Origin of the sequence: Rothia sp. HMSC065C12, assembly GCF_001812085.1 — a bacterium.
Taxonomy (GTDB): Bacteria; Actinomycetota; Actinomycetes; order Actinomycetales; family Micrococcaceae; genus Rothia; species Rothia mucilaginosa.
In genome coordinates, this window is the sequence record NZ_KV807673.1 from 93,004 (window position 1) to 116,274 (window position 23,271).

Sequence of the window (23,271 nt, forward strand, 5' to 3'; positions counted from 1 at the left end):
TCAACCTTGTCGGTGGAAACCTCAACCAGGGGTGCGTCAACCTCAATGGTGTCGCCGACCTCAACGAGCCAGCGGGTAACGGTACCCTCGGTCACGGACTCGCCCAGTGCGGGCAGTACTACGGTGTGGGACATAATCTTTCCCGTTCTCCTTGTGAATGCTTGAACTAGAAAAATGTGAGCGGCGACCCGGATGCGCGCCGCATGCGTCGAAACATGTCGACGCGCATCCGGATAGGGGCGTTGTTCAGCGGATACGCCCGGCAACCGCTAACGACCAACGGTCGTCAATACTAAGCTGACGCGCTAACGCCAGTCAGCAAAATTTATGCGCTGTGCAGCGGGGTGCCGTTCAGGACCATTGCAGCCTCACCCAGGGACTCGTTCTGAGTCGGGTGTGCGTGGATGAACTTAGCGACGTCCTCGGGGAATGCTTCCCAAGCAACCCACATCTGAGCCTCACCAATCTGCTCACCCATGCGCTTACCAATAGCGTGAACACCAACGATGGGGCCGTCCTTCTGGCGGACAACCTTCACGATACCGGTAGCACCGAGGATAGCGGACTTGCCGTTACCAGCCAGGTTGTACTCAGCGGTCTCAACGTTCTCAGCGCCAAACTTCTCCTTAGCCTTGGGCTCGGAGTAACCAACGGAAGCGATCTCCGGGTCACAGAAGGTGACCTTGGGGATGTTCACGTCTTCAACGATGGAGGGGTTCAGGCCAGCGATCTCTTCTGCAACGAAGATACCCTGCTGGTAACCGCGGTGAGCCAGCTGAACACCGGGGACGATGTCGCCAACAGCGTAGATGTTGCCAACGCCGGTGTGCAGGCGCTCGTTAGCCAGGACGAAGCCGCGATCCATGGGGATGCCCTGCTCCTCGTAGCCCATGTTTGCGGTGTTCGGGCCACGACCAACAGCAACCAGAACGATCTCTGCCTCGAAGACCTTGCCGTCAGCCAGGGTGACCTTAGCACCGTTAGCGTCCTGCTCAACCTTCTCGAAGAGGGTGCCGGTGTTGAACTTGATGCCGCGCTTCTTGAACGCGCGCTCCAGAACCTTGATGATTGCCGGGTCCTCGTTGGGAACCAGGTTCGGCAGGCCCTCGATGATGGTGACGTCAACGCCCATAGCGTTCCACATGGATGCGAACTCGCAACCAATCACGCCGCCGCCGAGCACGATAGCGCTCTTGGGCAGGTAGTCCATCTCCAGTGCCTCAGTGGAGGTCAGAACGCGACCCTCAATGGGCAGACCGAAGGTCTTGGAGACCGAGCCGGATGCCAGGATAATGTTCTTACCCTTGTACTCAACACCACCGACGGTGATGGTGTCCTGAGCGGTGAGCTTACCCTCGCCGGGGATAACCTCTACGCCCTTCATCTTCAGCAGGCCTGCAAGACCCTTGAACTTACCGGAGACGATGCCGTCCTTGTAATCGCGAACCTTGCCCATTTCGATGGACTGCAGCACAGCGTTAACGCCAACCTTGGACGCCTCGCGTGCCTCTTCAGCCAGCTCAGCAGCGTGCAGGTACGCCTTGGTGGGGATACAGCCGGTGTGCAGGCAGGTGCCGCCGACCTTTTCCTTCTCGATCAGGCCGACGGTGAAGCCTAGCTGGCGTGCGCGAATAGCTGCAGAGTAGCCAGCGGAACCGCCGCCGAGGATGAGGATGTCGAATTCTTGAGCCACGATATTGCTCCCTTGCATAGTTGTTGGGGCTAAAGACCCCTGCAATGAGTTCTTTACCAATTTATTGGTAGGTTTCCCAGCATGCGCGAAAGGCCCGCGACTTACAAAAAATCGCGCGCCCCTCCGCGTACGCAGAAAAACACTTAATACAACAATACCCCCGTTGAAGGTCGTTTAAGTTCACTCAGGGCGGTTTTAGCCGATTAATCGCCCAAACACCCCAAATTTTTCACCACGCAAGAAAAGTGGCGCGTCATAGAACAGCCCGATGACAGCATCACCACAATGGGGGGCATAGAATGCGTCAAGAAAAAGACGCAGAGGAGGGCTCCCCGGTAGAAATACCGGAAAGTCCTCCTCTGATCAGCTCTATGCTGTGCGGCTCGCATCAGCTAGGATGCGCCAGTTAGGGCGCGCGCCCAGCGAAGCAGACTACTTAGCGTAGGACTGGATGAAGTTCACCAGGGTAGCGGTACCGAAGCCGGTACCCTCCTTCGGGGTGAAGCCGTAGGGAGCCTCTTCGTTGAACGCGGGGCCCGCAATGTCCAGGTGAGCCCAAGGGATGCCCTCGCCCACGAACTCCTTCAAGAACAGGCCCGCAGTCAGGGCGCCACCGTAGCGGGAACCAATGTTCTTAATATCAGCAACGGGGGACTCCAGGCTCTTACGCAGGTAGGACTCCAGCGGCATCGGCCAGTAAGACTCACCCGCAGCAGCACCGGCAGCAATCACGCGGTCACGAATCTCCTCGTCACCGAGCAGAGCCGCAGTGCGCAGACCCAGAGCAGCCATAGCGGCACCGGTCAGGGTAGCGATATCCAAGATGACGTCCGGGTTCGACTCAGAAGCCAGAGCGATACCATCAGCCATGACCAGGCGGCCCTCAGCGTCAGTGTTCAGAACCTCAACGGTACGACCATCACGCATGGTGATGACGTCCTCCGGGCGCAGAGCGTGACCGCCGGGCATGTTCTCAGCCAGGCACAGGTAACCGGTCACAGCAACCGGAACGTCCAGTTCAGCAGAAGCAAGCACAGCGTTCAGAACGGATGCGGCACCCGCCATATCGCACTTCATGGTCATCATCGAAGCGGCAGGCTTCAGCGAGTTACCACCGGTATCGAAAGTAATGCCCTTACCGACCAGAGCAACGTGAGCCTTCGGGTTCTCCGGGGTGTACTTCACAACGGCAAGAACCGGCTTGCGAGGCGAACCCTGACCAACACCGGAAATGCCGCCGAAGCCCTCCTCAGCCAGGCGATCGTGGTGGAACAGCTCAATCTCAATATTTGCGTAATCCTCAGCGACCTCAGCAGCGAACTCAGCGAAAGTCTCCGGGTACAGGTGCGACGGAGGCAGGTTCACCAGGCGGCGAGCATCCTTAGCGGTCTCACCCAGAACCAGGGCGTGAACCAGAGCCTCCTCAGCCTCTTCCTGGTCAATCGAGGAAACAATCAGAATGGAATCGATCTCTTCCTTAATCGAGTCCTGAGTCTTGCCGCGCAGGCCCTCCTCAACGAAGTTACCCAGCACGGCGCCGTGAGCAATAGCCTCAATTTCCTCTACCGAAGAAACACCGAAATCGAAAGCAATCTCCTCAGCAGAACCAACCAGCTGACGAGCCGCAGAACCAGCCGCGTAACGCAGAGCGTCCAGACGCTCCTGACCCTCAGCAGTATCAGAGCCCAGACCTGCCAGCGCCACAATGCCGGCACCGGTGTCCTCAAGGCCGGGCAGACGCAGCAGCTGATCGGGGGCACCCGAGGCGCCCAGCGCCTCCAGCAGCTCGTTAATACCCTCAACAGAGTCCTCAGACAGGGAGCTCGGCGCCAGGTACGCACCGTCCGAACCCTTCAAAACGCCCAGAACCAGAACGTCAGCTTCGAGCGCTTCAAGGTCGGTGCTGTGAATAGACAGAGACAGAGACATCGTTACTCCTTTGCGTATGTCTTCTCAAAATAGCCGGGGCACATCCTCGCGCCCGAAAAACTCAACTGTAGGCCCTCGAAGAGTGAGGATGAATACCGCCGCGCAAAGCCGCGCGGACTACTGCTTCTACTCTACACGGATATGTAAGAGGGCGTGAGGTTCAGCTCTCACCCCCCCCAAACAGCTTGCGGGGCAGAAAAACACACAAGAAGCCGAGCTGTAGCGTCTTAAGAACGTCGACGAGACACCAAACAAGTTCACCTACTGCGAGAAAAGCCCGCACACTGTCGAGACAGGGCAGTAGTGGCATAAAATGAAAGACTACGGAAAGCGTCAGATAACAGAAGACGCCCCTTCGCCCCAACACCTCGGGTACCGGCAGAAAACACTAAGCCCACCCGAACGCGACGCGAACCAGACAGAAGTGAGGAGGCGTAATGCTCAACCCCGAAGATCTCTACTTAGCCAACACCAAAATATTGGACGACCCCAGGATGCACGGGCTAACCCTCGTCATCGCCCTCTCCAGCCCGCAAGACGCAGGTTCCACCGCAGGTCAGCTCGGGCAGGTGTTGCTCAGCGAGCTCAAAAACATTGAAATCGTCGAGTTCGACAGCGACCAGCTGCACGACTATCGCGCCCGCCGCCCCTACATCCGCTACGAAAAAGACCACTTCGAAAAGCCGCAATACCCGCAGCTGAAGCTCTACGCCGTAGAAGACAGCCTCGACAAGCCGTTCCTGCTACTCACCGGCGCTGAACCGGACCTGCAGTGGCAGCGCTTCGAAAAGGCGGTGCTGACCATCGCCCAGCGGGTCAAGCCCTCCCTAGTAGTGCTGGTCTCCGCATTCCCCATGCCGGTGCCGCACACCCGCCCCTTCCCGATTACTGCGCACGGCTCCCGCAAGGACCTGATTCGCGGCATCTCCCCGTGGAAGCCCAGCGCGGACGTGCACGCAACCGTCACCAACCTGCTGGAAGTGCTCTTCACCGAAAACGGAATCGACACCGTCGGCTTTGGCGTGAACATTCCCCAGTACATTTCGGAGGCGGACCTGCCGCAGGGCACCCTCACCGCCCTCGAACATGTGGGCATGGCGGCGCACCTCTCGCTACCCACCGAGAACCTGCGTGAAGCCGCACGCCACGTGCACAGCCAGATCAACGATCAGGTCAAGCAGAACCCCGAAATTGGTCGCATGATTACGACTATGGAAGAGAACTACGACGAGAACTTCCGCACCTCCGACATTGCGGTTCCCCTCTCGCGACGCGACGCGCACAACGTGCCCAGCCGCGACGAGATTGGTGCGCTCTTCGAGCGGTTCCTCGACGAACAGTAAAGCGTGCGCAGTAGGGGATACCGCCCGTCAGATAGTGCGTGACAGATAGTGCCTGACAGATATTGCGTGACAAATTATGACGCGGCACCCCGCGCCGCTGTGGACAAACCCCGGTAAACAAACGAACAATACGAATAAATCTGTGGAACCTTCGGACACATGAACCGAAGTATCCACAGATTTATTCGTTTAACCTGAGCACCCGCGCAAACCATGCCACCGTGAAGGCATGAACGCAAATAATATCCCCAATGGCAACATCTCCAACGGCAATATCCCCAACAGCGGCTACGACACGCCCCCGCCCATCCGCAACGAATACGACGTGCTCAGCTGCGCCCTCCACCAGCACGGCTACTGGCCCGACCACTCACTCATCATCCTCACCGCAACCGACAACACCCTCGGCCCCAGCCTGCGCGTCAACCTACCCGACGAACCCTGCACCCTGCCCGAACGCGCCGACTTCCTCCACGAAACCTTCACCAAACTCCCCACCTGCCACAACGGCGAGACCCTCACCCGCTTCTACGCCATCATCATCGACGGCGACAACACCGTACGCCAACGCCAGCTCAACCCCAACACCGCACAGCTCGCCACCCTCGACGAAATCCATAACGACCTCGAAACCCAGATCAACATCAACACCTGGCTCCACCTGCTCCACGACCCGCGCATCGTCAGCGAACTACGCTGCGAAGACGTCATCTACGCAGGCGGCGCCAGCATCTGGGCACTCAACCCCGAACAGCAGACGCTCACCCTCCTCGCACCCATCGAAGAACTCCGCCACAGCGGCTACTACACCTGGCTCACCCGCCACGGCGACACCATCGCCGCCACCGCCCAACACAACTACGCCCACAGCCCCTGGGACACCGACCCCACCCGCAACCCCGAAACCCGCCACGACTGGGAAAACGCCGTAGAACTCTGGGACAACACCCGCACCAACACCGTCCGGAACGACGAAGCCCGCCAGGGCGTCCGCACCATCTACCGCCAAGCCCAAGTCGACCTCTGCTACTGGGACGCAGCCATCAACGCCGCCGCGCACCTGCTCACCACCCACCCGGTCGATAACGCCGGCAACCCCACCATCGGTGACGCGCCCACCATTGGCGACGCACTCCGCGAACTCATCCCCGCCGAAGTCGCCGGGCACCTACGTGCCTCCATCGCACCGGCAACCCTCAACCCCATCACCTCCGAAATGCTCACCTACCTCGCCGGCTACGGGCTCAACCACGCCCAAAAAGCGCTCGCCTACCTGCACTACTCCGCCCAATACACCTACCACGCCTTCGGCGGCGAATACCCCAGCACCAGCCCCAACTTCGTGCCGCTCGAACCACCCCACTACGGTACCCGCATCACCCGCAAAACCTATATCCCCGCCAGCTTCACCCACGCGCTCAGCGCCACACCCGGCACCGAACAGACACACGTACGCGCCGTGCCCGAAAAATGCGTGCAATGGCAAGACTGGATTCGCCGCACCCACCGCGCTATTCAACAGAATCGCAGCAGCCAGCAGAACCGCACCATTCAGCAGAACCGCACCAACCAGCACGCCAACCTCAACGGCTGGGCACTCGAAAACCTCACCCCCGCCGACCACGCCAGCGCAGCCGAACTCAACACCATCAGCCGCGACCTGCTCCCACTCCTCGAGGAACACCCCAAAGACCACAACACCCACAACAAACTCGAAAACCTCAAACAACAAATCGACGAAAGCTGCACCACCAGCGAATACCTCACCAAACACCACGCCGTCTACACCCACTACCTCAACGCCCTCAAAGGAAAACTAGACAGCCCCCACTGGGCACGTCTCAACGCACTCGAACTACTCACCAGCCTGCTCACACCCCACAGCACCGACGGAGAATATGCCGCACTACGCAACACCCAAGCCTGGACCAACTGGTACAAGGGCTACAGCACCTACGCCCGCATGCTCCGCCAAGAAGCCCACCGCCACACATCCGGAAAGGACCTCAATATCCTCGACGTACACCTCAACGCCGGCAACCTACCCGCCTGGATCAAACACACCATCTGCGGCGAACCCGGAACACACCGCGAACCCATCAGCACCCTCAAACCCCGAAAACCCTAAAAGCGGCACCTAAAAGCGGTGCCTAAAGCGAAGTACAAACAGGGGAGGGGCGCGCCACCAGGCACGCCCCTCCCACACACAACCGTACACAGCCGCACCCACCCAAAACCAGGCCCACAAGCCCCCAAACAGCGCGTCAAGTTGAAAGCAACCAAAAATCTGCAATACTTATATATTGACCCCGTATAGTCAATGCGCTACAACGCGCCCTCAAACAGCTCAACACAACGAGCAACGGAACCCTGCAAACGACCAACGCACGCGGAATAAAACCCGCCCCCACAGCGTTAAACACGTCAAAAGCAGCAAACACCCCGACCGAGGACGCCAGCACAGACTTGACAGGGTCTTAGGTGTTTTGCAAACAAAACACCCCACCACAAGCCAGAAAGGGTTCTAGTGGCACCTGCAACCAGCAAGAAGACCGCGACCGGCGACGCAACCGAAGAAACCGTCGCAAAAACCACCACCAAGACCACCCGCACCAAGAAGGCAACCACCAAAGCCGCAGCAGCAACCGAAGACACCACCGGCGCAACCGCCGAAACCGGTGCCGAAACTACTGTCGAAACCGAGGCAGACAAGCCCAAGCGCACCCGTAAAACCACCACCAAAACCGCAACCAAGCGCAAGACCGGCGGCCGCCGCAAAAAGAACGACGACGACGAATTCGACCTCGGACTCGACGAAGAACTCGAAACCACCGACGCCGAAGACGAAACCGACGAAGAAGACGAAGAAACCGTAGCCAAAAAAGAAGAAAAGAAGGCCGCGGAAGAAGTAGCAGCCAAGGGTTCCGGCTTCGTCCTCACCGCAAACGACGACGACGACGCACCCGCACAGCGCGTCGTCACCCCCGGCGCAACCGCCGACCCCGTCAAGGACTACCTCAAGCAGATTGGCAAAGTCTCCCTGCTCAACGCACAGCAGGAAGTCGACCTCGCCATGCGCATCGAAGCAGGCCTCTACGCCGAACACAAGCTCGCCGAAAACCCCGACATGGACAAAGAACTCAAAAAGGCCATGCGCTGGGTCGTCCACGACGGCAAGCGAGCCAAGAACCACCTGCTCGAAGCCAACCTGCGACTCGTCGTCTCCCTCGCCAAGCGCTACACCGGCCGCGGCATGCTCTTCCTCGACCTCATCCAGGAAGGCAACCTCGGCCTCATCCGCGCCGTCGAAAAGTTCGACTACTCAAAGGGCTTCAAGTTCTCCACCTACGCAACCTGGTGGATCCGCCAGGCCATCACCCGCGCAATGGCAGACCAGGCCCGCACCATCCGCATCCCCGTGCACATGGTAGAAGTCATCAACAAGCTCGCCCGTGTGCAGCGCCAGATGCTCCAGGACCTTGGCCGCGAACCCACCCCCGAAGAACTCGGCAAGGAACTCGACATGACCCCCGAAAAGGTCATCGAAGTCCAGAAGTACGGCCGCGAACCCATCTCCCTGCACACCCCCCTAGGTGAAGACGGCGACTCCGAATTCGGTGACCTCATCGAGGACTCCGAGGCAGTCGTCCCCGCAGACGCAGTGTCCTTCACCCTTCTGCAGGAACAGCTCCACTCCGTGCTCGACACCCTCTCCGAGCGTGAAGCCGGCGTGGTCGCAATGCGCTTCGGCATGACCGACGGCCAGCCCAAGACCCTCGACGAAATCGGCAAGGTCTACGGCGTGACCCGCGAACGCATCCGCCAGATTGAGTCGAAGACCATGTCTAAGCTCCGTCACCCGTCGCGTTCGCAGGTACTGCGCGACTACCTGGACTAAAAAAGTTCATAGATTGTCTGTAACAAGCAGATAGCGCTGTTCTTTACAGATCTGGATACAGAAAAGGCTCTCCGAGATACCGGAGAGCCTTTTCTGCGTATATAAACAGTTTGTATATGCGGCACGCGGGGGATACTCATGACACAGTTTCGTATGACCGGCACACGGACAATGCTCGCGGGGGAGTGCCCCCTCATCGGTGCCTGAGGCACCTCGAGGACGGAGCCCCCGCTACGCATGTCCGCTATGCCGTCAACGTTCAGTTCCACAGAGGCTGAGTATGTCAGGTTGGCTCTGCGGACGGAGTGCCCCCGCTACGCATGTCCGCTACGCCGCCAGCTATACCGTGCCGCTACAGTCCCAGCTGGTGCAGATAGCGGTCCGCCACCGCCTCCACCTGATCCAAACCGCGCACACGACCCAGCGCCTGCGACCACGCATCAGCCTCACCGCCAGACACCGGCAAACCAGCCGCCGCCCACAACGCCGCCGTCATCGCACCCACCGAATCCGAATCCGAATCCACCGACACCGCACGGCACAACTCCTCAAACAGAGCACCACGCACCGTCGCCTCATCGGCATCAGCAGACAGGCCCTTCATGGCATCCGCCGCGCACCAGAACGCCACACCCAACAGCTCCGGCGCCGTCCAACCCGTACCAAAATGCTCCGCCACAGCCTGCGGCACCGGCACCACGCCGCGCTCCAGCAGCTCAAGGGCACGGCTCAGCGCCGCAGCCGTACGCGCAGCATCACCCGGAATCGAATCATCCGCCGCTACCGTGCCGCACCAGTCAAGCACACGGCGGGCAGAATCCAACAACGCATCAAACGAGCCAGCCGGGGACGCCAACAGGTCACGAACCAGCAACGCATACGCCGCCGCCGAAGCCAACGCCTCCGGATGCCCATGCGTCAATGCCGCCGCACGCACCGCCAACAAAACTACCGTACGCTCCTGCGCCACCGGCAAAACACCCAACGCCGCCGAACGCACCAACGCGCCACTACCCAAAGCATCAGGATTCAACGACTTCGACACCAACTGCATCTCACCCGAACCCAACGCCCGCAACGTCGCCGCACCCGGACCACGACGAGCCGTCAACTCTGCCGATCCATCAATCTCACGATCCAACGAAAACGGCGCAGACTCCGGCAGAACATCACCAATACCGCGGAACCACCGCAAATACGCCAACCACAAACACGCCAACTCATCCGCCGCCGCGCCCTCATTGTTCCACTCCAAAACCTCCGTCAGGCCATCCAGAGTGAAGCAGGTCAGCTGCGTATCATCACTGATTAGCAGCTCACCAAACGCCGAATCCCACGGCTTAGGGGTACGCTCCGCAATCTGCTCAGCCGACAACAACTCCAACGGATAACCCAGCGCATCACCCAACGCAGACGCACACAACAGGCCGCGCACCCTGCTCGCAAACTCAGCCGAAACCTCAGGCGCACGCGTGAACTCAACAGAAGAAAAACTCATAGGGCGATTATCCCACGGGTGGTTAGGATGCGTGGGGGATGTATCGGGCGGCTTTGTACTCAGGATGTGCGGGGGAGGATGTACCGGGCGGCTTCGTGCTCACGCTCGCGGGGGAGTGCCCCCTCTTCAGCGCCTGGGGGCGCTTCGAGGACGGAGCCCCCGCTCCGCATGAGCACCTACGCCGCGGTGGTTTGGCTACTCGTCCTCGCCGGGACTGTAAGGGGCCTAGACAAAGAGGGCTTTGCACTCACGCTCGCGGGGGAGTGTCCCCTCTTCAGCGCCTGGGGGCGCCTTGAGGACGGAGCCCCCGCTCCGCGTGAGTGCCTACGCCCTAAATGACGAACTGTGAGGCGCAAAATAAGACGCAATGCCATACTGAAACCATGAAGATTCTGCACACCTCCGACTGGCACCTCGGCCGCACCTTCCACCGCAGCCCCCTCACCCGCGAACACCAGCAGTTCATCGACGAACTGCTCAACTACGTGCACGCCGAAGGTATCGACACCCTCCTCATCAGCGGCGACGTCTACGACAGCACCATCCCCACCGCCGAAAGCACCACCCTGCTCGACCAGGCACTCACCCGCCTCATGCGCGCCGGCGTGCACGTCATCCTCAGCTCCGGCAACCACGACTCCTTCCGTCGCCTCAGCTACGGCGCCGCCTTCTTCGAAGCCTCCGGCGTGCACCTGCGCACCAGCCTCGAAGACGCCACCCGCCCCGTCGAACTCACCGACGGTACCTTGCGCGTACACGTCTACGCCATCCCCTACCTCGCGCCGCGCCTCCACGCCACCGCCCTCGGCGTAGAACCCACCCACCAGGCAGTCCTCGGCGCCGTCACCAACGCCATCCGCGCCGACGCCGCAGAACGACGCGCCCGCGGCGAAGGCGCCGACCGCATCATCGTCATGAGCCACGCAACCGTCAGCGACACCACCGGCAGTGACATTGCCGGCAGCGCAGACACCACACCCCGTAGCGACTCCGAACGCGACATCAGCGTCGGCGGCATCGACTGGGTACCCGCCTCCCTCTTCGACGGCTTCGACTACGTAGCCCTCGGCCACATCCACAAGCGGTACCCCGTCACCCCCACCATCCGGTACAGCGGCTCACCCCTCGGCTTCTCATTCAGCGAAGAACACAACCGCAACGGCGCCTACCTCATCGAACTCAACCCCGGCGAAGAACCCACCATCAGCAGCCACGAATGGGCAACCCGCGTGCACATGAAAACCTTGCGCGGCACCATGGAGCAGCTACTCAACGACCCAGAAAACAGCCCCTACGAGCAGGGCTACTACTGCCGCATCGAACTCACCGACGAAACCCTACCCGTCGGCGCCGTCGACCGCCTGCGCAGCCGCTACGAAACCATCTCCCACTTCAGCTACCGCAGCACCCAACCCGCCACTGACAAACCCGCCGCCGCACCCCTCACCCGCGACGCCGACCCCGTCGAAACCTTCGACCAATTCCACCAATACGTACGCAACCGCCCCCTCACCAGCGAAGAACGCAACGTCATCACCACCCTCAGTGACCACATCAAAAGCCACAAGGACAACGCATGATCCTGCACAACCTCGAATTCGAAGCCTTCATGGCATACCCCAAGCGCCAAGAAATCAACTTCGACGCCCTCAACAACGCCGGCGTATTCCTGCTCAACGGCCCCACCGGCGCCGGTAAAACCACCATCCTTGACGCCATCTGCTACGCCCTCTACGGCGAAACCAGCAGCGACCGCGAATCCGCCAAACTGCACTCCACTTACGCGGCACACAGCGGCACCAAACCGCGCGTGCTACTCGACGTGACCCTCCACGGCAAGCGCCTGCGCATCGACCGCACCCCCGCCTACAACAAGCCCATCACCCGCGGCGCCCGCAAAGGCCAGATGCGCGAAGAAAGCGCCAAAGCCACCCTCGCCGAACTCGCACCCGGCGCCGACCCCTCCGACGAAAAGGCATGGACGCCCATCTCCAGCAGCGTCGCCGAAGTCAACCGCACCATCGCCGAACGCACCCACCTGACCAAAGAACAATTCCTCAAGGTCGTACTCCTGCCGCAGGGTCAGTTCGCGCAATTCCTCAAGTCCAAGCCCAAAGAACGCAAAGAACTGCTCAAAAAGATGTTCCCCGTCGAACACTACGAACAGCTCTTCGCCGCACTCACCGAGGAAGCGAAAACCGCCCAGCAGGAAGTCGCCCAGGACGAAAACACCCAGCGCGGCTACCTCGAACGTGCCCGCGCAGAAATGCTCGCCCTGCAGGCGCTACTGGACGCTGCAGACCCGGACGCTGAAGAGGCTGCAGGGGAGGAGACTTCCGAACAGCTCACCGCTGAGAGTGTCACCGCCGAAACCCTCGACACATGGATCGCCGTTGGGATAGCGCGCGCCCGCGAAACCTCCACGCGCGAAAAGCAGGAACAGCAGCGCCTCACCGACGAAGCCGACCGGAACACCCGCCTACTCGCCGAACGCGCCCAGCTACAGGCCGACTGGCGCGAATACGAGCAGCTCTGCGAGCGCCGCACCCGCCTGACCGAACGCGCCGACGAGCACAAGGCGCAGCGTGAAGAGCTGGCGCAGGCGCGTGCCGCGGCGCCCCTGCACGCACAGTACGCGCAGGTCCAAGCCGAATCGCAGGCGCTCGCCGCCCGAGAACAGGAACATTCGGCGTGTGCTTCCGCGCTTGAGGAAAACGGTCGCGCCCTGCTTGCGGCGCTCCGCGATGAGGAAACCTCAGCAGACGTCACCTTCCCCGAAGAGACGACCTTCGCCGCGCTCCCGGATCTCGAACCCGCCGAGCAGGAAACCCAGCTCGAAGCGCTCCTCGACACCCTGCGCGCCCTGCAGAAGAAGGACGCACAGCTTACCGACGAGGAAGCCGCCGTTGCCGCCCTGCTGAAGCAGGCTAATGCCCTCGAACAGGACAAGGCGCGTGCCGAAAAGACCCTGAGCGACCTGACCGCCGCCGCCGAGCAGCTTGCCGAAGAACTCGCCGGCTACAGCACCGCCGACGAGGAGCGTACCCTCGCCGCGCACCTGGTCACCGAGGCGCAGCAGAAGCACGACGCCGCTCAGCAGATGCAGCAGAAGCTCGATGCCGCCTCCGCAGCGGTTGCTGAGGCTGAGAAGCAGAACAAGCGCACCGCCACCGCCGAGCAGAAGGCGCAGGAAAAATGGCAGGCCTCGGCTCAGCAGGCGCTCGCCGCCACGGAGGAGTTCAAGAACCTGCAGGTGCTGCGCCTCGCCCAGGCGTCCTCGCTGCTGGCGCGTGAGCTCAAGGACGGCGAACCCTGCGCGGTCTGCGGCTCGGTCGAGCACCCCGCCCCCGCGCAGATTGCCGAGGGCGAGCAGTTGGTTGAGCGCGCCGACCTGGACGCCGCCAAGGAGCGTGAAGACAAGGCGCACAAGCAGGCGCGCACCCACGAACTGGCTAAGGACCGGGCGACCAAGGCGCACCAGGAAGCCTCCGAGGCGCTTGCCGCCGCCCGCACCCAGTACGAGACTCTGGCTGCCCAGGGCGAGTGTGATGTTGAGCAGACTGCCGCGCAGCTGCAGCAGGCGCAGACCCGCCTCGCGCAGGCTCAGTCGCGCGTGACGGCGCGTGACGGCGTGCTGGCGAAGGTTGAGCGGGTGCGGGTTGAGCTGCAGAAGGCTCAGGAGGCGCTACGCACCATCGAGGGCGCGGCGGTGGAAGCTCAGACGCGTCACCGTGACGCTACGACGCGCTGTGAGGCTACCGCGGCTGATTTGGCGCCTGCTCGTGCGGCGGTGGGTTTTGCGCAGCGTGTTGAGGCTGTGGAGGGCTACCGTGCGGCGCATCAGCGTCTTGCTCGTGCGGTGTTGCTGTTGGGGCAGGCGCGTGAGCGTCATGCTCTGGCGGCGGCGCAGGCGCAGCGCCTGTTGGGCGAGTCTGCGTGTGAGAGTGCTGAGCTGGTGCAGGCGGCGGTCCGCACCCCTGAGCGCGTCGACGCCCTGGAACAGGCTGTTGCCGCGTACGAGCTGGAGCATGCCCGCCTCCTTGAGGGCTTTGGCCGTGAGGCAATTGTTGCGGTGGCGGCCCGTGTTGCCGCTGGTGAGCAGGCACCGGATGACCTGCAGGGCGTGCGTGAGCAGGGTGAGCAGTTGCGCGCGGCGGTTCACCGTTTGACTCTTCGTGAGGGTGAGCGGGAGAGCCTGCTGCGTTCCCTGCAGGCACTGCGTGGCGAGTATGCGGCGTTCCGTGCGCAGACGGCGCAGCGTTATGATCGTGCGCAGATGTTGGCTAACTTGGCGGCGGCTGCCCGCGGTGACACCCTGGGCGGTTATGAGCATCAGGTTGACCTGGTCAGCTATGTGCTGGGTGCCGAGTTCGAGCGGATTCTGCACTCGGCGTCACTGCACCTGGACCGTATGAGTGAGGGTCGCTACGGCATGGTGTTCAGCGATCACCGTGCGAAGGGTAGCCGTTCCGGCGGTGGCCTGAACCTGGAGATTACTGACACCTGGACGGGCGAGCCGCGTGAGGCGTCGTCGCTGTCCGGCGGCGAGTCGTTCTTGGCGTCGCTGTCGTTGGCGTTAGGTCTGGCGGAGGTCGTACAGGCGAATAACGGCGGCATCGAGCTGGACACCCTGTTCATTGATGAGGGCTTCGGCACGTTGGACGCTGAAACTCTGGACATGGTGATGGGTACGATTGAATCTCTGCGTGATAGCGGCCGCACTATTGGCCTGATTTCGCATGTGGAGGAGATGAAGAACCGTATTCCAGCGCAGATTGTGGTGGAAAAGGGTCAGAACGGCTCGTCGGTGAGGGTAAACTCCTAGTAGGCATAAATTCGCTTCCGGGCTGCTGTTATGGCATGTCCGGCGGCTTATTCGTGAAAGAGATGATGACCTCGACACCTCAGGACAGGGCACCGAATTCAACGTATCGTGTGGAACCTTCGGCTGATGCGCGTACTGGCGCATCCGCGCCGGAGGTTCCTCCGCGCACCATGAAGGTGGCACCCGCCTCCGATGCGCTGAATAAAATGCGTGCTTCGGGAACGGGCATTCCGACGGTTCCGGGCACCTCCCTGACGGATGTGGTGCGCAACAACGAGCACGTGTTGCAGGAGTTGCCGCCTCGCCCGATTCCGGCTGCGGATGAGATTAATACGAACGCGTCGGTGCCGGACATTTTGCGTCAGCATTGGGCGTTGTTCCTGCGCAACGGTAAGGAGCAGCGTCGTCACCTGTATGCGGTGCTTCGTGCTGAGGGTTTTGCCCGTAATGTGTTGACGATTCTGTTCCACATTCCGGCGGCTTCTTCGGCGTTTGCGCTGTATATTCTGTTGGCGAGCCACCTGGGTAGCGTGCATGATGGCGGCTACGCGGTGGCGGCGTTTACTGGCGCGTATTCGGTGCAGATTATGCTCGGCCCGATGCTGGTGCGTGCTCTGGGTTTGCGGTCGTTGCTGGCGATTACGTCGATTCTGAATATCGCTGCGGTGCTGAACATGCTGGTGATTGGTTGGCGTCTAACGGTTGACCCGAATAATGTGAGTACGACCTACCATGCGCTCTCGTGTGTGGCGATGGGTTTCACGACTCCGCCGTGGACTCCGTTCGCTCTTGAGTCGCTGTATCGCCGTAACTATCAGTACAGCGATATTCGCTTGTCGACTGCGGTGTCGTGGGGTACCACGGCGAACATGTCGATGCATCCGCTGGCTGCTCTGCTGGTGTGGCTGGGCGATGCGTACATCACCCCGAATAATGAGTACGCGGGCTTCTGGATCACGATTATTCTGGATGCGCTACTGTTCGTCGTGGTGCTGGCGGCGCCGAGGTGGCTACCGGATATTTCGCGTATTCGCATGGCTCCGCCGCAGAATCTCGTGCGTCCGAGCCGTCAGACGGTGGTGCTGATTCTTGGTCTGGTGCTGCTGGGTGCGTGCATGGGTTCGGTTGGTTCTGGTCTGCTGGGTTTCTCGCTGATTCACGGTTCGATGAACCTGTTCATGGCGATGGTTGCGACCGGTACCGGTGCGCTCGTGGTGGTGGCTTTCCCCGTGGTTTTGGGTGGCCGTTCGGTGAACCCGTGGCATGGCTGGCTGGTGAGCGGTGTTCTGCTGATTATGGCGGCGCTGTACTTGCCGGCGAGCGATGATACGTCCACGATTTTCTATGCGTTGGCGCTGTGCGGCGCGGTGCTGGGCGTGGCGTTTGGTGGCCATGAGCTGTGGCTGAACCGTTCGCTCAAGCATATTCCTGATGCGCAGGCGAGCTTCTTTACCCGCTCGATGCTGGGTATTGGGCTTGCGCTGGGTAGTATGTGGGGCGGCTATATGGGCGACGCCCCGTATTACCGTAATGCGTTTATGGTTCCGGTGATTATTGCGACTCTGTATTTTGCGTTGGGTCATTTGTACGGCTACCTGTGGCGTGAGGAGCATGAGGAGCAGCTGACTCCTTGGGATCAGTTGGAACGTCGTTAGCGCATGTTTAAAGGCGGATGCCCCGCCACCTTCTGCAGGTGGTGGGGCATCCGCCTTTTGTGTACCGTGCTCGGTTTGTGGTGAGCCTCGGCCTGAGAACCTCAGCGTGAGAGCCTCAGCGTGAGGCTGCCGGTTTAGTGACCGCGCTTAATCCATGCCGGAAGCTCGGGTGCTTCCAGACCGATGCCGGTGCTGTCACCGTGGCCGGTGAGGACCGCGGTGGACTCGGGCAGGGTCAGCAGGCGGGTCGAGATCGACTCGATGATGGTGTCGAAGTCGCTGTAGGAGCGTCCGGTTGCGCCGGGGCCGCCGTTGAAGAGGGTGTCGCCGGAGAAGACGACGCCTTCGCTGTTCTCCCAGCTGAGGGTGGGTGCGTAGAAGCACACGGAGCCGGGGGAGTGGCCGGGGGTCGCGAGGACCTTCAGTTCGGTGTCGCCGATGCGCAGTACGTCGCCGTCAGCGAGTTCGTGATCGAAGTCCCAGGAGGGGTACACCATTTCCCAGAGCACACGGTCCGCGGGGTTCAGGTAGACGGGTGCGCCGAAGCGTTCTGCCGCCTCCTTGGCGCTGCGGATGTGGTCGTCGTGGGCGTGGGTCAGCAGAATCTTCTCCACGGTGCGGCCTGCAACGGTGCGGGAGATCTTGTCGACGTCGTGGGCGGGGTCAATGATGATCACGGAGGAGTCATTGCCGATGATCCAGACGTTGTTGTCGACGTCCCAGCAGCCGCCGTCCAGCGAGAAGGTGCCGGAGGTGACGACTCGTTCAATACGTTCGCTCACGCTACGCTCCTAGAGTTCCACGACCGAGCGCAGCACGCGGCCGGTCTTCATGGTTTCGAATGCTTCGTTGACGTCTTCGAGGCGGATGCGCTCGGAGACGAAGCCGTCCAGGTCGAGGCGGCCGAGCAGGTACTGGTCCACGAATTCGGGGAAGTCGCGGGAGGGCAGGGTGTCGCCGTACCATGCGCTCTTGATGGAGCCGCCGCGGCCGAACACCTCATCCAGCGGGATGTCCCAGGTGGTGCCGGGTGCGGGCACGCCGACGAGGACGACGCGGCCAGCCAGGTCGCGTGCTTCGAATGCCTGCTTGAAGGTGGGGGCGATGCCGACAGCGTCGATGACGAGGTCTGCACCGAAGCCGCCGGTGAGTTCCTTGATGGCTTCGACGGGGTCGACCTTGGAGGAGTTCACGGTGTGGGTTGCGCCGTGTTCGCGTGCGCGTGCCAGCTTATCCTCGTCGATGTCGACGGCGATGATGGTGGTTGCGCCACCGAGCTGTGCGCCCGCGATTGCTGCGGTGCCGACGCCGCCGCAGCCGATGACTGCCACGGACTCGCCGCGCTTGAGCTCACCGGTGTTCAGAACAGCGCCCAGACCTGCGGTGACGCCGCAGCCGAGCAGACCGATGGCTGCGTACTGTTCGGGGCTGATGTCAGCGGTGATCTTGGTGCACTGGCCAGCTGCGACGAGGGTCTTCTCAGCGAAGGAGCCGATACCCAGTGCGGGGGTGAGCTCGGTGCCGTCCTCGAGGGTCATCTTCTGGGCGGCGTTGTGGGTTGCGAAGCAGTACTGCGGCTGGCCCTTGCGGCATGCGCGGCATTCGCCGCAGACTGCACGCCAGTTGAGGATGACCAGGTCGCCGGGGGCGATGTCGGTGACGTCATCGCCGACAGCCTCAACGATACCTGCGGACTCGTGGCCGAGCAGGTAGGGGAAGTCCTGGCCGACGCCGCCGGTGACGTAGTGGTGGTCGGTCTGGCAGACACCGCAGGTGAGGACCTTGACGAGTGCTTCTCCCTTGCCGGGGTCGGGTACGTTGATGGTGGTGACGGTGACGGGCGCGTCCTGGGAGAGGGCTACGACAGCCTTAACCTTGTGCATGGTGCTCCTTTGCTGAGGCGCGGCTGAGGTTCAACCGCAGATAAAGGTTTTTTGATACGTTCCCATTCTAAGAGCTAAGGCATACCTGATGCACCCCGGGGCTGAGCGTGAAGCCCCCAGGTGAATGTGACGTTTTATGACGTTGTCTCTTACTCCTCCCGGAACCCGCCTAGCCCCGGCTACTTACTCTGCCGCCTCCACCTCTGCCGCAAAGGTGAGCGCACCGCGTCGGAACGCACCCGAGGTCAGTGCGTTCACGTGGTCGCGGCCGGGCAGGGAGATGAAGCGGTTGAGCGGGTTGTTGCCGCGCACCATGTCATAGAGTTCGGCACCGTCGGCGGCGATGGTGTCCGCGTCACCGAGCACGACCGCAATGGGTGCGTGCGGATGCGCGCCCGGGTGACCGGCAGGTAGGTTGGGGGAACCGGCACGTAGGGCGGGCACGTCGAAGAACGGGCCGAAGGGAATCCGCACGAACTTCAGCAGCGCATCGGGCTGAATGGGGGAGTTGTCAATAATCGAGGTGAAGGAGGCAATCGCCTCGTCGGTGGAGTCCGCCGCCGGGGTTTCACTATCCGCCGTGACGCTGGTTCCTTCGTGTGCTTCGAGCATGGCGCGCAGGGTGATGAGGTGGTCGTGTAGGGGCAGGCCGCCCAGGGTGAGGGATGCGACCGCCTCCGGGTGGGTGAGGGCGAGTTCCCAGCCGACGCGCGCGCCGAAGGAGAAGCCGATAACGTGCGCGCGGGGCTCCAGCTCAACGCCGAGGTCGTTCTCGATGGCGACGGTGCGCAGCAGTTGGGCGAGCAGATTGGTGAACAGGTGCATGGGGGTCAGCGGCTGACCTGCCGCATCGACAGGGGGCACCGAATCGAACGGGATTGTGCGGCTGCGCACGCCCGTGTTGTTGGGGAGCTTGCAGTCGATGGCGTGCATGGACTCGGGGTCTTTGAGGTATTCGTCTGAGTGGTAGGGCAGGGTAACGATCAGCACGGGGTATCCGGCTCGCAGGTATTGGCGGATCCAGCTGGTGCCGCCGTAGAGCTGCTCGCCGCGGGTGGCGAAGCCGTGAATCATGAGGGCGGGGACGCGGCTTTTGAGTTGCTGCGGCTGGTAGAGGGTGTACTCGAGGTCGGGGAGAACGACGGCGGGTGCTGCGGCATCGGGCGCATCAACATTGGGTGTAGCGGCGTTGGGTACAGCAAAGGGCGCGGGAGAGAATTCTGCACTGGTCATATGTCTATCTTAGTGACCAGCGCAGGGTTTCTGTCCTGCGCCCTTTTCTATCTCGTGCCCTTTTCTGTCTCGCGCCCTTGATGCGTTGAGGCGGTACGCGCTCAGCTGAGCTGCCGCTTAGTTCTTCTGTGCCGCACCGGTTGAGTTATCGGTGCCCGGGTCGAAGAGCGCCTCCTGCTGAGGTTCAGCCTTTGCGCTCGCTTCTGCCTTCGCCGCGGTTGCCTCAGAAGCCTGAGTTTCGGCGGCATCGGCCTTAGCCTGCTTCTGCTGCAGCTGTTCCTTACCGTTTTCGATGCGTTCCTTACCGTCGGCAATGAACGTGCGAATCATGGTGGTGTTGGTGTCCACCGCCTTCTGCACGCGATCCGCAATGGAGGGGCCCTTCGGCTTGGGGAGCATGTCCTGGCCTGCCGCCTGCTGCTGTAGTTCGCGTCCGGCGGACATGAGGCGTTCGCTCTGTTCTTTCATCGCACGGGATGCGGTGGTGCTGCGCGGCTGAACCTTCAGGTGTCCGTGGTCGTCTTCGCCGGCGAGTACCTGGCGCATGAGCATGATTTCTGCGTCCAGGTGCGCGCCGAAGAGGAGCATATTGTTCATGATCCAGATGAACAGCAGCATCACAATCACACCACCAATGAGGCCGTAGGTGGCGTTGTACTTGCTGAAGTTGTTGGCGTAGAGGGTGAAGCCGAAACCGCCCAGGCCCATACCGAAGAGTGCCAGCGCCGCACCGGGGGAGAGCTTCCACTGTTTGAAGCGGCGCACGTTCGGGGTGGCGGCGTAGAGCAGAGTAATCAGGGCGATTGCCATGAATAGGATGAGGACCCAGCGGCCGTTGAGCCAGATGAGCTTGATGAGCTCCATATCCACGGTTTCGGGTACATACCGACCGACCATGTCCAGGACGGTTACACCCAGCAGCATCATGAGCATCATGAGTACCACGAGGATGATAATCACGGTGGTGACGAAGACGTTCAGCGGCTTGAGAATCCAGCCGGGGCGGCCTTCACGCACGTTGTAGACCGTGTTGAGAGCTCGGCCGAAGGATCCGGTGTACCCGGAGGCGGACCAGAGCGCACTGAGGATACCGGTCAACAGCACCAGGCCTGCGCCGTGGTCGCCGGTAATCTGCTTGATGGGGTCTTCCAGAATGGCGTACATCTGGGCGGGCGCGTTGTCCTTGAGGAAGGCGAGGATGACGGCGGCGCTTTCCTCACCGTGACCGAATACGCCCAGTAGGGAGACGATTGCCAGCAGGGCGGGGAAGATGGACAGCACGGTGAAGTAGGTGAGTGCTGCCGCCATGTCGGTGCCGCCGTTTGCGCCGAATTTGTAGATGGCACGACGCAGAATGTAGAGGATGCTGCCCTTGGGGAAGTCGCGCAGTTTCACGCTTGCGTACTTGGGGGCTGCGGGCTTCTTCTTACGGGAGAAGAGTCCGCGTCGAGCTCCGGCGGGTACCTGGGTTGAGGAGGTGTCCGTGGAAGAGCCGGTGTGTGCAGCCAATGGGGCTCCTTGAATGAGTGGGGTGTACACAGTGGTGCGCCGATGAGCTTCAGCGTGTGGGCGCACAGAAGGGGCGAGGAGAACAATGAGCTGTCCTTCCCGCCCCTGCGGTGACATTATAGGGTTTTCTAACCCTCCCGCATTTTTCTACGAGTGCAGATAGCTGACCTGTTGGTCAGTTAGAGAGGGTCACAGCCCCGAAAAGCCTCAAAAAAGGCTTATCAGCTAGGGTATAAAGCTACCTGCTGAGCCTAACTGAAAACTAGTTGTGAATACCCAGAACCTTAGCGGTGTGAGCCATCAGCTCATCAGCCAGATCCGGGTTGTCGTTGAGCTTCACGCTGTAACCGGGGATGAGCTCCTTCAGGCGGGGCTCCCAACCGGCAATCTTGGAGGGGAAGCACTTAGCCAGCAGGTTCAGCATAATCGGAGCCGCGGTGGAAGCACCGGGGGATGCACCCAGCAGAGCTGCGATGGAGCCGTCCGCTGCGGAGACAACCTCGGTACCGAACTGTAGGATGCCGCCCTTCTTCGCATCCTTCTTCATAATCTGGACGCGCTGACCAGCCTCAATGAGCTCCCACTCGCCGCCGTCAGCCTCGGGGTAGTACTGGTGCAGGGTCTCCAGGCGAGCGTTCTTGTCCTTGATCAGCTCGGAGAGCAGGTACTTGACCAGGGAGAAGTTATCCAGACCTGCACGGGTCATGGGGTACAGGTTGTGCAGGCGCAGGGACTTCGGCAGATCCAGTACGGAACCCTGCTTCAAGAAGTTCGTCTTGAAACCGGCGTAGGGGCCGAAGAGCAGAGCACGCTTGCCGTCCACGTAGCGGGTGTCCAGGTGGGGAACAGACATGGGAGGTGCACCCACCGATGCCTGACCGTACACCTTAGCGTTGTGCTGGTTTGCGGTTGCCTCGTGGGTGTTGCGCAGGAACAGACCGGAGACGGGGAAGCCGCCGTAGCCCTTACCCTCTTCAATGCCTGACTTCTGTAGCAGATGCAGGGCGCCACCGCCGGCGCCGAGGAACACGAACTTCGCGTTGATGCTCAGAGGCTCATCCTTGTTGATGCGGTTAATCGCCTCAACCTGCCAGGAACCGTTCGACTCGCGGTTCAGGTTGGTGACCTGGTAGCCGTAGCGAACCTCAACACCCTTGGTCTGCAGGTAATCGACCAGCTGCTCGGTGAGGGAGCCGAAGTTCACGTCGGTACCTTCGGGGGACCAGGTTGCAGCCATCGACTCGTTACCCTTGCGGCCCTTGACGGTCAGCGGTGCCCATTCGCCAATCTTCTCGCGGTCATTGGAGAACTGCATACGCTCGAAGAGCTTCTCCTTGCGGAAAGAATCGTAGCGCGCAGCCAGGTACTTGGAGTGGTCTTCGCCGAAGACCAGGGACATGTGGGGTACCGGGTTGATGAAGCTGGTGTCCGTCAGAATATTCTTCTCAGCCAGGGAGGCCCAGAATTGGCGGGAAATCTGGAACTGCTCGTTAATGTTCAGCGCCTTAGCTGCCGAGACGGTGCCGTCGGGGCCAGCGGGTGCGTAGTTGAGTTCGCATAGCGCCGAGTGGCCGGTACCTGCGTTATTCCAGGGGTTGGAGGATTCCTGAGCAACCTTGTCGAGGCGTTCGAGCAGGATAATATTCCAGGTCGGTTCGAGCTCCTTGAGGAACACGCCGAGGGTGGCGCTCATGATGCCGCCGCCGACCAGGACGACGTCGGTTCGTTCAGTACGTGCTACCACTGAATTCTCCCTTAGGGGTGCGGGTGCCCGGCCTTGGGCACAATGACTGTGGGGTACATCA

The 23,271-nt window shown here is 61.4% G+C and carries 15 protein-coding genes; 6 read left to right on the forward strand and 9 right to left on the reverse strand.

What is annotated here, in order from left to right:
- The 3 genes from HMPREF2836_RS09515 to HMPREF2836_RS02800 all read right to left on the reverse strand — a co-directional run.
- The coding region (locus HMPREF2836_RS09515; RefSeq protein ID WP_304009770.1) for a biotin/lipoyl-containing protein at positions 1-134 on the reverse strand (134 nt) is incomplete at its 3' end.
- Between the two features lie 191 nt (positions 135-325).
- Positions 326-1,711: a dihydrolipoyl dehydrogenase gene (lpdA, locus tag HMPREF2836_RS02795; protein ID WP_044145795.1), complete on the reverse strand. Its 1,386-nt coding sequence runs from the start codon at positions 1,709-1,711 to the stop codon at positions 326-328.
- Between the two features lie 414 nt (positions 1,712-2,125).
- Positions 2,126-3,622, reverse strand: coding sequence for a leucyl aminopeptidase (locus HMPREF2836_RS02800; RefSeq protein ID WP_070614962.1), 1,497 nt, complete (start codon positions 3,620-3,622; stop codon positions 2,126-2,128).
- 437 nt (positions 3,623-4,059) lie between these two features.
- Here HMPREF2836_RS02800 and HMPREF2836_RS02805 point away from each other — a divergent pair, with 437 nt between their 5' ends.
- The 3 genes from HMPREF2836_RS02805 to HMPREF2836_RS02815 all read left to right on the forward strand — a co-directional run bounded on the left by HMPREF2836_RS02805 (position 4,060) and on the right by HMPREF2836_RS02815 (position 8,863).
- Positions 4,060-4,965 carry a PAC2 family protein gene (locus tag HMPREF2836_RS02805; RefSeq protein ID WP_005505492.1) on the forward strand — a complete coding sequence of 302 codons (906 nt, stop codon included), beginning with the start codon at positions 4,060-4,062 and terminating at the stop codon, positions 4,963-4,965.
- 229 nt (positions 4,966-5,194) lie between these two features.
- Positions 5,195-7,093, forward strand: a complete 1,899-nt coding sequence (locus HMPREF2836_RS02810; RefSeq protein WP_070629397.1) for a metal-dependent hydrolase — start codon at positions 5,195-5,197, stop codon at positions 7,091-7,093.
- Positions 7,094-7,492: 399 nt separating this feature from the next.
- Entirely contained in the window at positions 7,493-8,863 is a 1,371-nt protein-coding gene (locus tag HMPREF2836_RS02815; RefSeq protein ID WP_070629398.1) for an RNA polymerase sigma factor, read from the forward strand.
- A gap of 352 nt (positions 8,864-9,215) precedes the next feature.
- Here HMPREF2836_RS02815 and HMPREF2836_RS02820 read toward each other — a convergent pair whose 3' ends face one another.
- Positions 9,216-10,361 carry an ADP-ribosylglycohydrolase family protein gene (locus tag HMPREF2836_RS02820; protein WP_070629399.1) on the reverse strand — a complete coding sequence of 382 codons (1,146 nt, stop codon included), beginning with the start codon at positions 10,359-10,361 and terminating at the stop codon, positions 9,216-9,218.
- 383 nt (positions 10,362-10,744) lie between these two features.
- On the opposite strand from HMPREF2836_RS02820, the gene HMPREF2836_RS02825 reads away from it, so the two are divergent.
- The 3 genes from HMPREF2836_RS02825 (at position 10,745) to HMPREF2836_RS02835 (ending at position 16,841) form a co-directional block, all read left to right on the forward strand.
- Positions 10,745-11,941 (forward strand): exonuclease SbcCD subunit D, encoded by a 1,197-nt coding sequence (locus HMPREF2836_RS02825; RefSeq protein WP_070629400.1) that lies wholly within the window; start codon positions 10,745-10,747, stop codon positions 11,939-11,941.
- Positions 11,938-15,186 carry an AAA family ATPase gene (locus HMPREF2836_RS02830; protein ID WP_070629401.1) on the forward strand — a complete coding sequence of 1,083 codons (3,249 nt, stop codon included), beginning with the start codon at positions 11,938-11,940 and terminating at the stop codon, positions 15,184-15,186. The genes HMPREF2836_RS02825 and HMPREF2836_RS02830 overlap by 4 nt, the downstream gene beginning before the upstream one ends.
- Positions 15,187-15,251: 65 nt before the next feature.
- Entirely contained in the window at positions 15,252-16,841 is a 1,590-nt protein-coding gene (locus HMPREF2836_RS02835; protein ID WP_246822806.1) for an MFS transporter, read from the forward strand.
- A gap of 134 nt (positions 16,842-16,975) precedes the next feature.
- Here HMPREF2836_RS02835 and HMPREF2836_RS02840 read toward each other — a convergent pair whose 3' ends face one another.
- From HMPREF2836_RS02840 to HMPREF2836_RS02860, 5 genes are all read right to left on the reverse strand, one after another.
- Positions 16,976-17,623, reverse strand: coding sequence for an MBL fold metallo-hydrolase (locus tag HMPREF2836_RS02840; protein ID WP_005508635.1), 648 nt, complete (start codon positions 17,621-17,623; stop codon positions 16,976-16,978).
- Between the two features lie 9 nt (positions 17,624-17,632).
- Positions 17,633-18,724, reverse strand: a complete 1,092-nt coding sequence (locus HMPREF2836_RS02845; protein ID WP_070629402.1) for an S-(hydroxymethyl)mycothiol dehydrogenase — start codon at positions 18,722-18,724, stop codon at positions 17,633-17,635.
- A gap of 183 nt (positions 18,725-18,907) precedes the next feature.
- Positions 18,908-19,957, reverse strand: a complete 1,050-nt coding sequence (locus tag HMPREF2836_RS02850; protein ID WP_070629403.1) for an alpha/beta fold hydrolase — start codon at positions 19,955-19,957, stop codon at positions 18,908-18,910.
- Between the two features lie 117 nt (positions 19,958-20,074).
- Positions 20,075-21,466: a YihY/virulence factor BrkB family protein gene (locus tag HMPREF2836_RS02855; protein WP_070629404.1), complete on the reverse strand. Its 1,392-nt coding sequence runs from the start codon at positions 21,464-21,466 to the stop codon at positions 20,075-20,077.
- A gap of 262 nt (positions 21,467-21,728) precedes the next feature.
- Entirely contained in the window at positions 21,729-23,210 is a 1,482-nt protein-coding gene (locus HMPREF2836_RS02860; RefSeq protein ID WP_070629405.1) for a malate:quinone oxidoreductase, read from the reverse strand.
- Positions 23,211-23,271 lie beyond the last annotated feature (61 nt).

Excerpts from the sequence above, each read along its gene's own strand:
- HMPREF2836_RS02805 (WP_005505492.1), top strand. The coding sequence starts at position 4,060 with ATGCTCAACCCCGAAGATCTCTACTTAGCCAACACCAAAATATTGGAC.
- HMPREF2836_RS02810 (WP_070629397.1), top strand. The coding sequence starts at position 5,195 with ATGAACGCAAATAATATCCCCAATGGCAACATCTCCAACGGCAATATC.
- HMPREF2836_RS02820 (WP_070629399.1), bottom strand. The coding sequence starts at position 10,361 with ATGAGTTTTTCTTCTGTTGAGTTCACGCGTGCGCCTGAGGTTTCGGCT.
- lpdA (WP_044145795.1), bottom strand. The coding sequence starts at position 1,711 with ATGCAAGGGAGCAATATCGTGGCTCAAGAATTCGACATCCTCATCCTC.
- HMPREF2836_RS02830 (WP_070629401.1), top strand. The coding sequence starts at position 11,938 with ATGATCCTGCACAACCTCGAATTCGAAGCCTTCATGGCATACCCCAAG.
- HMPREF2836_RS02835 (WP_246822806.1), top strand. The coding sequence starts at position 15,252 with ATGACCTCGACACCTCAGGACAGGGCACCGAATTCAACGTATCGTGTG.
- HMPREF2836_RS02850 (WP_070629403.1), bottom strand. The coding sequence starts at position 19,957 with ATGACCAGTGCAGAATTCTCTCCCGCGCCCTTTGCTGTACCCAACGCC.
- HMPREF2836_RS02800 (WP_070614962.1), bottom strand. The coding sequence starts at position 3,622 with ATGTCTCTGTCTCTGTCTATTCACAGCACCGACCTTGAAGCGCTCGAA.
- HMPREF2836_RS02825 (WP_070629400.1), top strand. The coding sequence starts at position 10,745 with ATGAAGATTCTGCACACCTCCGACTGGCACCTCGGCCGCACCTTCCAC.
- HMPREF2836_RS02845 (WP_070629402.1), bottom strand. The coding sequence starts at position 18,724 with ATGCACAAGGTTAAGGCTGTCGTAGCCCTCTCCCAGGACGCGCCCGTC.